At 75.5% G+C, this 13,710-nt stretch carries 1 protein-coding gene (running past one end of the window); it reads left to right on the plus strand.

All coding sequences use genetic code 11. The features are described from left to right. Nucleotides 1–13,710, plus strand: the 5' portion of a protein-coding gene (locus J2Z30_RS34635; protein ID WP_052701243.1) for a non-ribosomal peptide synthetase. Its footprint extends 3,276 nt past the window's final position; only the first 13,710 of its 16,986 coding nucleotides appear in the window; its start codon is at nucleotides 1–3; the stop codon falls past the right edge of the window.

Genomic DNA, 13,710 nt, shown 5'->3' on the forward strand with positions numbered 1-13,710 from the left:
GTGTTTAGCGAGACCTCGGGGCGCGCCACGGATGAGCGCGAGGCGGCGGACGGCCGCGAGCGGCGGGAACTGCCGCTGACCGCCGCGCAGCTGGGCATCTGGCATGCCCAGCAGCTCGCCCCGCTCAGCACCGCCTACCAGGGCGGGGAGTACCTGGAGGTCGCGGGCCCGGTGGACGCCGCGCGGCTGGAGGCAGCGGTCCGGCGGACGCTGGCGGAGGCCGAGACGCTGCGGGTGCGGGTGGTGGACGGACCCGACGGGCCCCGGCAGGTCATCACGCCCGTGGGCGACTGGACGCTGCCGGTGGTGGATCTGCGTCGGGAGGCCGATCCCCGGGCCGCCGCCGAGCAGGCGATGTGGGAGCGCCTGCGTACCCCGCTCGACCTGGGCGGGGACCCGCTCTTCGGATGCGTGCTGTTCGCCGTGGCGCCGGATCGGTTCTTCTGGTTCCACCACTACCACCACCTGGTGGGCGACGGGTTCACGGTGGCCGCGGTGGCCCGGCGGGTCACGGAGCTGTACAACGCGGCGGGCACCGAGGGCGTGGCCGCGGGCACGCCGTTCCCCCCGCTGGCGGAGCTGGTCGAGGCGGACACCGCGTACCGGGCGTCGGAGCAGTTCGAGGCCGACCGTGCGTTCTGGGCGCGGGAGCTCGCCGACGCACCGGCGCCGGCGTCGCTCAGCGCCGGACCGCCCGCGCCGCCACGGGAGAAGGTGCGGCGCGGGATGACGCTGGAAGCGCCCGAGCTGGACCGGCTTCGGGACGTGGCGCGCGAGGCCGCGCTGCCCTGGCCGATCGCGGTGCTCACGGCGGTCGCCGTCTATGTGCAGCGGATGTCCGGGACCGGCGAGGTCACCCTCGGTGTGCCGGTCGCGTCCAGGATCGGCCACGCCCCGCAGCGGACTCCGGGCATGATGTCCAATCTGCTGCCGCTGCGGCTCGATCTGGGTCCGGGGCTGACCGTCGGCGAGGCGCTGCGCCAGGTGTCCGGGCGGCTGCGCGCGATCCTGCGGCACCAGCGGTACCGCTACGAGGACCTCCGCCGCGAGCACGGCGGCCCCGACGCCCGCACGCCCCTGTTCGGCCCGCAGGTCAACATCATGTCCTTCGCTGCCGAACTGGCATTCGGCGGCTGCCCCGTCACCGTTCACAACCTGTCCATCGGGCCCACCGACGACTTCTCGGTCGTCGTCTCCGTCCGCCCCGGCGGCGCCGGGCTGAGGATCGAACTGGACGGCAACGCCGACCGCTACGAGGAGGCCGATGTCGCCGCGCACCAGCAGCGGCTCGGGCACCTCCTGGAGCGGCTGGCCCGCGCCGATGTGGACACTCCGCTCGGCCGGCTGGACATCACGACGCCCGACGAGCGCACCCGTGCGCTTGCCGAGGCCGCGCCCCGCCCCCGTACGACGTCTCCGGAGGCGCCCGCCACGCTGCCCGGACTGTTCGCGCACCAGGCCCGGCGTACGCCCTACGCTCCGGCGCTGACCTGCGGCGACACCACGCTGACCTACGGCGAACTGAACGCCAGGGCCAATCAGCTGGCGCACTGTCTGATCCAGCGCGGTGCGGGCCCGGAGCGGCTGGTGGCCCTCGCGCTGCCGCGCTCGCTCGACCAGGTCGTCGCGATCCTGGCCGTGTTGAAGGCCGGTGCCGCGTATGTGCCGCTGGACCCCGCGGCCCCGGCCGACCGGCTGGCCCTCGTCCTCGGCGACGCCCGGCCCGCGCTGCTGGTGACCGCCGCCGAGGTGGACGCCGCGGTCGGCGCGCACACCGGGGACGCGGTGCCGCGGCTGGTCGTCGACGCGCCCGAGGTCCGTGCGGCCATGGCCCGGGAGGCCGCGACCGACCCGGCCGTGACCGGGCTCCGGCCGGACTGCCCGGCGTATGTCATCTACACCTCGGGCTCGACCGGGCGGCCCAAGGGCGTCGTCGTCACCCACCGCAATGTCACCCGGCTGTTCACCGCGGCCGCCGAGCACCTCGCGTTCGGCCCGGAGGACGTGTGGACCATGTTCCACTCGTTCGCCTTCGACTTCTCCGTGTGGGAGGTGTGGGGCCCGCTGTTGCACGGCGGGCGGCTGGTGGTCGTCCCGTTCGACGTCTCCCGCTCCCCCGAGGACTTCCTGGACCTGCTGGCCGAGCAGCGGGTGACGATCCTGAACCAGACACCGTCGGCCTTCTACCCGCTCATCCAGGCCGACCGGGAGCGGCCCGAACGCCACCTGGCCCTGCGCCACGTGGTGTTCGGCGGCGAGGCGCTCGACCTGGGGCGGCTCGAGGCCTGGTACGACCACCGCGCCGAGGACGCGCCCGCGCTGTCCAACATGTACGGAATCACCGAGACCACGGTCCATGTCACCCATCTCGGACTCGACCGCGCCACGGCGTCCCGCGCGTCCGGCAGCCTCATCGGCGGCCCGCTCGGCGACCTTCGGGTGCTGGTGCTCGACCAGGCGCTCCAGCCGGTGCCCGAGGGTGCCGTGGGCGAGATGTACGTGACCGGTCCCGGCCTCGCCCGCGGCTACCTGGGCCGCCACGGGATGACGGCGAGCCGCTTCGTGGCCGCGCCCTTCGGCCGCTCGGGCGAGCGGATGTACCGCACCGGCGATCTCGCCCGGCGGCGCGCGGACGGCGCGCTCGAATACCTGGGCCGGGCCGACGATCAGGTGCAGATCCGCGGGTTCCGCGTCGAACCCGGCGAGGTCGCCGCCGTCCTCGCGGATCTGCCGGGGGTCGCGCAGGCGGCCGTGGTGCCCCGGACGGACCGGCCCGGACAGACCACGCTGGTGGCCTATGTGGTGCCCGCCTCCGGTGCGACACCGGAGGTGTCGGCGCTGCGCGCCGGGGCCGTGGCGGCGCTGCCGGACTACATGGTCCCCGGCGCGTTCGTGACCTTGCCGACGCTTCCGCTGACCGTCAACGGCAAGGTCGACCGCGCCGCGCTGCCCGCCCCCGACCCGGGTGGTGAGGCGTCGGGGCGGCGGCCGAGCACCGAAGAGGAGAGGGTGCTCTGCGACATCGTCGCCGAGCTGCTGAACCTGGAGCGGGTCGGCGCCGACGACGACTTCTTCACCCTGGGCGGCGACAGCATCGTCTCGATCCAGCTGGTCGGCGCGGCCCGCCGGGCGGGGCTGCGGTTCACCACGCGTGAGGTGTTCCGGTGCCGCACGGTCGAGGCGCTGGCGGCGGTGGCCGAACGTGGCGCGGCCCAGGGCGGTGACGGCGACGACGGCACAGGGGAGCTGCCCGCGACCCCGGTGATCCGCTGGCTCCAGGAGCGGGGCGGCGCCATCGACCGCTACCACCAGGTGATGACGTTCACCACCCCGCCCGGCGCGCGCCAGGAGGAGCTGACCGCGGCGCTGCAGGCGCTCCTGGACGGCCATGACGCGCTGCGCGCCCGGCTGCTGGACGACGGCGACGGCCCGTGGCGGCTGGCCGTCGCCCCGCCCGGCGCCGTGCGGGCCGCCGACCGCCTGCGGCGGATGCCGCTCGCCGACGGCGACACGCCGGCCGGTGCGACCGCGCCCGCGGTGCGCGCCGCGGTGGACCGGCTGGCCCCGCGCACCGGAACGATGCTGCAGGCGGTGTGGTGCGACGCGGGTCACGACCGGCCCGGCCGGATGGTGCTGGCCATCCACCACCTGGTGATCGACGGCGTCTCCTGGCGCGTCCTGCTGCCCGATCTGGCGGCCGCCTTCACCGCGGTGCGCGAGGGCCGCGATCCGCGGCCCGCATCCGCGGCCACCTCGCTGCGCCGCTTCGCGGGGCTACTGGCCGAGCAGGCGGCGACCGGCGCCCGGGACGGGGAGGTGGCGTACTGGCGGGCGGTGCTGACCTCCGCCGAGGAGCCGACTCTGGGGGCCCGGCCGCTGGACCCGGCGGCCGATGTGGCCGGGGCGCGGCGGCAGATGACGGTCACGCTGCCCGCCGGCCCGGCCGAGTCCGTACTGACCACCGTCCCGGCCGCGTTCCACACCGGGGCGCGTGAGGTGCTGCTGGCCGGGTTCGCCGCCGCGGTCGCCGACTGGCGGCGCGAGCACGGCGGCACGGCGCCGGAGGTGCTGCTGGACCTGGAGGGCCACGGCCGCGACGCGGTGGCCGACGGGGCCGACCTGACCCGCACGGTGGGTTGGCTGACAGCCCTCTTCCCGGTCCGCCTGGGCCTGGGCGCCCTGGACTTCGACGAGTTCGCCGCGGGTGGCGCGGCCGCCGGGCAGGCACTGCGGGAGGTCAAGGAGCGGCTGCGGGAGGTCCCGGACGGCGGCGTCGGCTACGGCGTACTGCGCTATCTGGCCCCGCCGGGAACCCTGCCGGACGACGGGGCCCGCCCGCAGATCCTCTTCAACTACCTGGGCCGGTTCGGTGCGGCCGTCCCCGGGCGGCCCTGGACACCGCTGCCGGGCCTGGAGGGGTTCGGCGGGGGCGACGACCCGGCGATGCCGGTCTCGCACGCCCTGCAGGTCGACGTGGTGGCCCAGGACGGGGCCGACGGGCCGGAGCTCACCGCCGTGCTGTCCTGGCCCGACGGCGTACTGGACGAGGCGGCGCTGGAGGCGCTCGCCCAGAGGTGGCGCCGGGCGCTGGCCGGCCTGGCCGCTCATGCCGCCCGACCCGGCAGCGGCGGCCTCACCCCCGCCGACGTCCCCCTGGCCGGGCTGACGCAGGACCAGCTGGACACGCTGGCGGCCGAGACGGGTCCGCTCGCCGACGTGCTGCCGCTCGCCCCGCTCCAGCGGGGCCTGCTGTTCCACGCCGCCTACGACACCGAGCAGCCGGACGCGTACACCGTCGAGTTCCGCTTCGCGCTCGAGGGCACGGTCGACCCGGAGCGGCTGCGGCGGGCGGTGGAGGCCACACTGCGCCGCCACCCCCAGCTGCGCGCGGGCTTCTGGGACGACGGGTCCGGGGCGCCGGTGCAATTCGTGCCCCGGGCGCTCACGGTGCCCTGGCGCCGGATCGACCTGCGCCATCTGGACGAGCGGGCGCGCACGGCGGAGCTGGAGCGGGTGTCGGCCGAGCAGCCGCGGTTCGCCCCGGACCGGCCGCCGCTGTTCCAGTTCCTGCTGGCGCGCACCGGCGAGGACCGGCACATCCTGGTCTTCCGCCACCACCACCTGCTGCTGGACGGCTGGTCGGTGCCGCTGCTGCTGCGCGACATCCGCACCGCGTACGCCGCGGAAGGGGCGGACGCCGGCTCGGCCGCGCCCCCGGCCGTGCCGTACCAGCGATACCTCGACTGGCTGCGCGACCAGGACCGGGAGGCGGCCGAGGCGGTGTGGCGGGCGGCGCTGGCCGACCTGCCGGGGCCGACCCGGCTCGCCCCGGCGGACGCCCCGCGCGCCGGCGGCGGGGTCGAGGAACTGGCCGTGGACCTGGGCGCACCGCTCACCGCTGCCCTGGAGGCCACGGGCCGCCGCCACGGCATCACCCTGGGCACCCTGATGCAGGGCGCGTGGGCGATCGTCCTGGGCGCCCTGACCGGGTCGCGGGACGTGGTCTTCGGCGGCACCGTCGCCGGGCGGCCCGCGGAGGTCGACGGCGTCGAGTCGATGGTGGGCCTGTTCATCAACACCCTCCCGGTGCGGGCGAGGTTCCGCCCGGACGAGCCGGTGCGCGCCCTGCTGGAGCGGTTGCAGCAGGAGCAGGCCGAGCTGACCACCCATCAGCATCTGCCGCTGGCGGCGGTGCAGCGCCTGGGTGGGGTGGGCGAGCTGTTCGACACCCTGCTGGTGATCGAGAACTATCCGTTCCCGCCCGAGTCGCCGCGGGCGGCCGACGGTGCCTGGCAGGTGGCGGGCATCGACGGCCGCGACGACACCCACTACCCGCTGAGCATCGCGGTGATGACCGGCGACGCGCTGCGGCTGCGCCTGGGCCACCGCACCGATGTGTTCACCGCCGAGCAGGTGCGGACCGTCGCGTCCTGCCTGCACCAGGTCCTGGCGCGCCTCGCCGACGACCTGGAGCAGCCGGTGGGCCGGGTGCGGCTGCTGGACCCCGCCACGCACCGCACCGTCCTCGGCTGGGGCCGGGGCGCGGCAGCCTCGGCCGCGACCGGCACCGTCGGCGGACTGCTGGCGGAGGCCGCCGCCCGCACCCCGGACCGTACGGCGCTGGTCGGCGAGGGCGGCACGCTGACCTACGCCCAGCTGGAGGAGCGGGCCAACCGGCTCGCCCGGCTCCTGGCCGCCCGGGGTGCCGGGCCCGAGCACACGGTCGGGCTGCTGCTGCCTCGCGGCGTGGACGCGATCGTCGCCATGTTCGCGGTGCTGAAAGCGGGCGCCGCATACGTGCCCATCGACCCCGGGCTTCCGGCCGGGCGGATCCGCTTCGTGATCGAGGACACCGCCCCGGTCGCGGTCGTGACCGCGGCCGGACTGGCCCCGGCCCGCACCGGCGCGCCCCTGGTCGTCCTCGACGACCCACGGACCGCGGCCGAACTGGCCGCGCCGGCCGGGCAGCCCCTGGCCGACGAGGAGCGCCGCGGCGCGGTGCGGCCGGAGAACCTGGCGTACCTCATCCACACCTCCGGCTCCACCGGTGTGCCCAAGGGCGTGGGAGTCGAACACCGCAACCTGGTGAGCCTGTTCGCGGCCCACCGGCGCGACCTGATCGAGCCGGCGGTGTCGGCCGCGGGGGGACGCCGCTTCCGGGCCGCGATGACCGCGTCGCTGTCGTTCGACACCTCCTTCGACGGGGTGCTGTGGATGCTCGCGGGCCATGAACTCCACGTGGTGGACGACGACACGCGCCGCGATCCACGGGCCCTGGTGGCGTACGTCGCCGAGCATCGCGTCGACTTCCTCGACATCACCCCCTCCTACGCCGCGCGGCTGCTGGACGCGGGCCTGCTGGAGGCCGAAGCGGCGCCCTCGGTGCTGATGCTCGGCGGCGAGGCACTCGGTCCTGGCCTGTGGAGCCGGCTGCGCGAGGCCGCCCCGGCGACCGCCGCGCACAACTTCTACGGTCCCACCGAGTTCACGATCGACGCCCTGTCGGCTCCGCTGGCCTCCGCGGAACACCCCGTGGTCGGGCGGCCGCTGCGCGGTGGACGGGCGTACCTCCTGGACGGCGCGCTGCGGCCGGTGCCCCCGGGCGCCCCCGGGGAGCTGTATCTGTCCGGGCCGCAGCTGGCGCGCGGCTATGCCGGGCGGCCGGCGCTGACAGCGGACCGGTTCGTCGCCGACCCGTTCGTCCCGGGCGGCCGGATGTACCGGACCGGCGATGTGGTGCGCTGGTCGGCCGAGGGGCAGATCGAGTTCCTCGGCCGCGCGGACGAACAGGTCAAGGTCCGCGGGCACCGCATCGAACTCGGTGAGATAGAGGCGGCGCTCACCGGCCACCCCTCGGTGGTCCGGGCGGCCGTGGTGGCCCGTACCGACACCCCGGGGGTGACCCGGCTGGTGGCGTACGCCGTCGCCGCCGCGGGCCCCTGCGACCCGGCGGAGCTGCGCGACCATCTCGCCCGGACACTTCCGGAGTACATGGTCCCGGCCGCGGTGGTACCGGTGGCCGAGCTGCCGCTGACCGCGAACGGCAAACTGGACACCGGCGCCCTGCCGGCGCCCGACTTCGCCGCCGCGGCCTCCGCGCGGCCCGCGGCCACTCCGGCCGAGCACACGCTGTGCGCACTGTTCGCCGAGGTACTGGGGTTGCCCGCGGTCGGTGCCGATGACGACTTCTTCGCCCTCGGCGGCGACAGCATCATCTCCATCCAGCTGGTCAGCCGTGCCCGCCGGGCAGGGCTGGGCCTGAGTCCGCGCGATGTCTTCACCCGCCGCACCGTTGCGGCCCTCGCAGCCGCGGCCACACCGGTGACCCCGGACGGGCCGGTCGCCACCCGTGACCCGTCGGCCCCGGGTGAGCTGCCGCTCACCCCGATCGTCGCGGCGCAGCGCGAACTCGGCGGCCTCAACGACGGCTTCCACCAGGCGTTCGTGGTGGCGGTGCCCGCGGGCGCCACCACGGACAGGCTCGGCGAGGTCCTGCAGGACCTGGTCGACCACCACGACGCGCTGCGGCTGCGGCTGGACGCCGGGGACGGCGACTGGCGGCTGACCGTGCGCGAACCCGGCCAGGTGTCCGCCGCTCCACTGCTGACCACAGCCGAGGTCACGGCGGCCGGAGCGGACGGCGGCCCCGACGCGTACGAGGACGCCTTCGCCACCGCGCTGGACGCGGCACTCCCCGGAGCGCGGGCCCGGCTGAACCCGGCGGCGGGCACCGTCCTGGACGCCGTGTGGTTCGATCCCGGCCCCGAGCGTGCCGGGCGGCTGCTGCTGAGCGTCCATCACCTGGCCGTCGACGGCGTGTCCTGGCGGATCCTGCTGGAGGATCTGGCCCTGGCCTGGCGCGCGCGGGCCGCCGGCCGGCGGCCCCAGCTGCCGCCGGTCGGCACCCCGCTGCGGACCTGGGCCACCGGCTTGGCCGCGCTGGCGCGCACTCCGGAGGTGGAGCGGGAGCTGGAGGTGTGGACGGGGCTGCTGCGCACCCCGGACCTGCCGGTGGCCGACCGCCCGCTGGACCCGGCCCGGGACGTGGCCGCCACGGCCCGCACGCTGACCGTGACCGTGCCCGCCGCGCACACCGCGCCGCTGCTCACCACGCTGCCCACCGCCTTCGCCACTGGGGTGAACGAGGTGCTGCTGGCCGGGTTCGCGGTCGCGGTCGCCGACTGGCGGCGCCGCCGCGGCCTGCACCCGGACGGTCCGCTGGTGGACGTGGAGAGCCATGGCCGGCACGACCTGCTGGAGGGTGCCGATCTGTCCCGTACGGTCGGCTGGTTCACCGAGCAGCACCCGGTACGGCTCGACCCCGGCCCGCTGGACTGGGCGGACGTCGCGGCCGGCGGCCCCTCCCTCGGCCAGGCGGTCAAGCGGATCAAGGAGCAGATCCGGGCCGTCCCCGGCGACGGCGCCGGATACGGCCTGCTGCGGTACCTCAATCCGCGCACCGCCGCGACGCTGGCCGAGCTGGAGCGCGCCGCGTGGGGCTTCAACTATCTGGGCCGGTTCGGTGCCGGGCGGACCGAGGAGGACTGGGCGCCGATCGGCGCGGCCGGGCCGCTCGGCGGGGCCGACCCGGGGATGCCGCTGGAGCACGCCGTCGACCTCACCCTGGTCACCCAGGACCAGCCGGAGGGCTCCACCCTGGTGGCCACCTGGACCTGGGCGGGCGAGCTGCTGTCCGAAGCGGATGTGCGGGAGCTGTCGCAGGCGTGGCTGCGGTCGGTGGAGGCGCTCGCCGCGTACGCGGCCCGGCCCGGCGCGGGCGGCCGCACCCCGTCCGACTTCCCGCTGGTGTCGCTGTCCATGCACGAGGTGGAGCGGCTGGAGGCCGCCCGGCCCGAGCTGGTGGACGTGGTGCCGCTCGCCCCGCTGCAGCAGGGCCTGATGTTCCAGAGTCAGCTGAGCGAGGGCCAGGTCGACCTGTACACCTCGCTGCTCACCCTTCAGGTGCGGGGCCCGCTGGACACCGCGCGGCTGCGCGCCGCGTGGGACGAGCTGCTCCGCCGCCATCCGCTGTTGCGCACCGAGTTCCGGCAGGACGGGCTGCGTGAGACCGTCGGCGTGGTCGTGGACGCGGTCCAGCTGCCGTGGGCGGAGGTGGATCTGTCCGGCTGCGCGCCGGAGATACGCGAGAGCCGGCTGGCGCGGCTGGTGGAGCGGGAACGCGGGCACCGCTTCGACCTGGGCAGCGCACCGCTGCTGCGCTTCACGGTCGTAACGCTGGGCCCCGACCGTCGCGCGCTGCTGTTCACCAACCACCACATGCTGGTGGACGGCTGGTCGATGCCGATGCTGTTCGCCGAGCTGTTCGCGCTGTACGGCGGTGGCGGCGGCGCGCGGCCGCCGTTCGCCTACCGGGACTATCTGGCCTGGCTGGGCCGGCAGGACCGGGCGGCGGCCGAGCGCGCCTGGAGCGAGGAACTGGCCGGTCTGGGGGACGCCACGTTGCTGGCGCCGGGGGAGCGGTCCGGCGCGGTCATGGTCCCGGAGCGGCTCACCGCCGAGCTGTCGAAGGAGACGACGGCCGCACTGACGGCCACCGCCCGCACATTCGGCCTGACCCTCAACACGGTGGTGCAGTCGGCGCTCGCCGTGCTGATCGCACGGGCCACCGGACAGAGCGACGTGGTGTTCGGCACGACCGTCTCCGGCCGCCCGGCGCAGCTGCCCGGTGTGGAGGACATGCTGGGCATGTTCATCAACACCATCCCGGTGCGGGCGGCGGTGCGCCCCGAGCAGACCCTGGTGGAGACGGCCAAGCTGCTCCAGGAGCGGCAGGTGCGGCTGCTGGACCACCATCACCTGGGGCTGGCCGACATCCAGCGGACCGCGGGGCGGCGCGAGCTGTTCGACACCGTCATCTCGTTCCAGAACTTCCCGCTGCAGCAGGCGCTGCCCGACCTCGGCGCGGCCGGTCTGGAGGTGACGTCCGCCGAGAGCACGGATGCCAGCCACTACCCGTTCGTCTTCCACGCCTTCCCCGGGGAGCGGCTGGAACTGCGCATTACCTACCAGCCCGACGTGCTGGATACGACGGGCGCGCGGGCCATGCTGGACCGGCTGGCCCGTGCGGTGTCCGCGTTCGCCACCCGGCCGGAGGCCCGGGTGGGACGGCTGGACCTGCTCGCCGACGGCGAGCGCCAGGCGCTGCTCTCGGCCGGCAGCGGCCCGGCCGAGCCGGTGGCGGACGGCCATCTGGCCACGCTGTTCGAGCGGGTGGCCGCCCGTGCGCCCCAGGCGTGCGCGGTCCGCTGGGAGGGCCAGGAGCTGAGCTATGACGAGCTGAACCGGCACGCCAATCGGCTCGCCCGGCGCCTGGTGGCGATGGGCGCCGGGCCCGAGCGGTTCGTGGCGGTGGCCCTGCCCCGGTCCGTCGCCTGGATCACCGCGGTACTGGCCGTGGCGAAGGCCGGGGCCGCGTACCTGCCGGTCGACACCGACTACCCGCACGAGCGCATCGCGTTCATGCTCGACGACGCGCGGCCGGTGCTCGTCATCACCGCCGACGCCGTCCAGGACCCGCTGCCGCCCGCCGATGTGCTGCCACGGCTGTGCCTGGACGACCCGGCGGCGGCGGACGCGCTCGCCGTGGCGTCCGACACCGACCTCGGCGACGCCGACCGGGCCGGCGCCCTGGTCACCGCCAACGCCGCCTACATGATCTACACCTCCGGGTCGACCGGTCGCCCCAAGGGCGTCGTCGTCACCCACGCCGCGCTGGCCGCACTCGCCGATCTGCACACCCGCCGGCTCGCCGCGGGCCCCGGCAGCCGGGTGCTGCAGTTCGCCTCGCCGAGCTTCGACGCCTCGGTGTGGGAGGTGTGCATGGCGCTGCTGACGGGCGCCACCCTGGTGCTCGCCCCCAAGCACCGGCTGCTGCCGGGGCCCGCGCTCACCGAACTGATCGCCGAGCACCGGGTCACCCACGCCACCATCCCGCCGACCCCGCTCGGCGCGGTGGGCGAGGAGGAACTGCCCAGCCTGACCGCCCTGGTGGTGGCGGGCGAGGCCACCGGCGCCGACCTCGTCGCCCGCTGGGCCCCCGGCCGCACCATGATCAACGCGTACGGTCCCACGGAGACCACGGTCTGCGCGACCGTCAGCGGCCCGCTGACCGGCGGCCGCCCCTCCATCGGCCGCCCCGTACCGCACGCCCGGGTGCGGGTCCTGGACACCACGCTGGCCCCGGCTCCGGTCGGCGTCACCGGCGAGCTGTACATCGCGGGCCTGCCACTGGCCCGCGGCTACTGGGGCCGCCCGGACCTGACCGCCGACCGGTTCGTCGCCGATCCCTTCGGTCCGCCCGGAGCGCGCATGTACCGCACCGGCGACCTGGTGCGCTGGCGGGCCGACGGCGAACTGGACTTCCTCGGCCGGGCCGACCACCAGGTGAAGCTGCGTGGCTTCCGGATCGAACCCGCCGAGATCGAGGCCGTCCTGTCCGGGGCGCCGGGGGTGGCCGAGGCCGTCGTGATGGTACGGGAGGACCAGCCGGGCGAACCGCGTCTGGTCGCCTATCTGCTGGCCGAGGACGACACCGGCCCCGACCTGGACGTGGCCGCCGCCACCGCCGCCGCGGCGCTTCCGGACCACATGGTGCCACGGGTGTTCGTGCCGATGACCGCGTGGCCGCGGACGCCCAACGACAAGCTGGACCGGGCCGCGCTCCCCGCACCACAGGCCCCGGCCGCGGCCGGCCGGCCCGCGCGCACCGTGCTGGAGCAGGTGCTGAGCACCCTCTTCGCCGAGGTGCTCGCACTGCCCGCGGTCGGTGTGGACGACGACTTCTTCCACCTCGGCGGGCACTCCCTGCTCGCCAGCCGGCTGGCCGGCCGCATCCGTTCCACGCTCGGGGCCGAGCTGCCGGTGCGGACTCTGTTCGACAGCCCGACGGTCGCCGGGGTGGCGGCCTGGTTCGGTCGGGAGACGGCGGCGCTGCGGCCCGCGATGCGCCGGATGCCCCGCCCGGAGGTGCTGCCGCTGTCCCACGCCCAGCGGCGGCTGTGGTTCATCGACCGGTACGAGGGCGGCAGTGCCACGTACAACATGCCGATCGCGATGCGGCTCCACGGTCCGCTGGACCCCGGCGCGCTGCGCGCGGCGGTGGCCGATGTCATGGCCCGCCACGAGGCGCTGCGCACGGTCTTCCCCGAAGAGGCCGGCATCCCCCGGCAGTGTGTTCTGGACCCCGATGGGCTGCGGATCGACCTGCCGGTGACCACGGTGGCCGCCGACGGGGTCGCCGAGGCGCTGACCGGGGCCGCCCGCCGCCCCTTCGACCTGGCGGTGGACCCGCCGCTGCGGGTGGAGCTGCTGCGTCTGGACGCGCGGACGCATGTGCTGCTGGTGGTGGTGCACCACATCGCCGGTGACGGCTGGTCGATGGGCCCGCTGTGCCAGGACGTCAGCACCGCCTACGCGGCCCGGCTGCACGGCGAGGCCCCGGACTGGGAACCGCTTCCGATCCAGTACGGCGACTACACCCTGTGGCAGAACGAGCTGCTGGACGAGGAGGCCGGGCCGGACAGCCCGTTCGCCCGCCAACTGCGGTTCTGGACCGAGGCCCTGGAGGGCGCGCCCGAGCAGCTGGCCCTGCCCACCGACCGCCCGCGCCCGGCCGTGCCCGGCTACCGCGGCGACGATGTGGTCTTCCATGTGGACGCCGAGACGCACACCGGGCTCACCGAGCTCGCCCGCCAGTGCGGGGTCACGGTGTTCATGGTGCTCCAGGCCGGGCTCGCGGCCCTGCTGACCCGGCTCGGGGCGGGGACGGACATCCCGCTGGGCAGCCCCATCGCGGGCCGCACCGACGAGGCCGTGGAGGACCTGGTCGGGTTCTTCGTCAACACCCTGGTGCTGCGCACCGACACCTCGGGCAACCCCGGCTTCCGGGAGCTGCTGGACCGGGTGCGCCGGACCGACCTGGCCGCCTACGCGCACCAGGACATGCCGTTCGAGCGGCTGGTGGACGCCCTCGAGCCCGAGCGCGATCCCTCCCGCAACCCGTTGTTCCAGGTGGCCTTCGGGCTGCAGAACGACGCCACACCCGTGGTGGACCTGCCCGGGGTGCGGGGCGAGGAGGAGTTCGTGGGCATGCAGGTCGCCCGCTTCGACCTCATGTTCGGCTTCACCGAGACACATGACTCCGACGGTTCGCCCGCCGGCATGAACGGGTCCGTGGAGTACGCCACCGAC

Origin of the sequence: Streptomyces iranensis, from assembly GCF_017874715.1 — a bacterium.
Classification (GTDB): Bacteria; Actinomycetota; Actinomycetes; order Streptomycetales; family Streptomycetaceae; genus Streptomyces; species Streptomyces iranensis.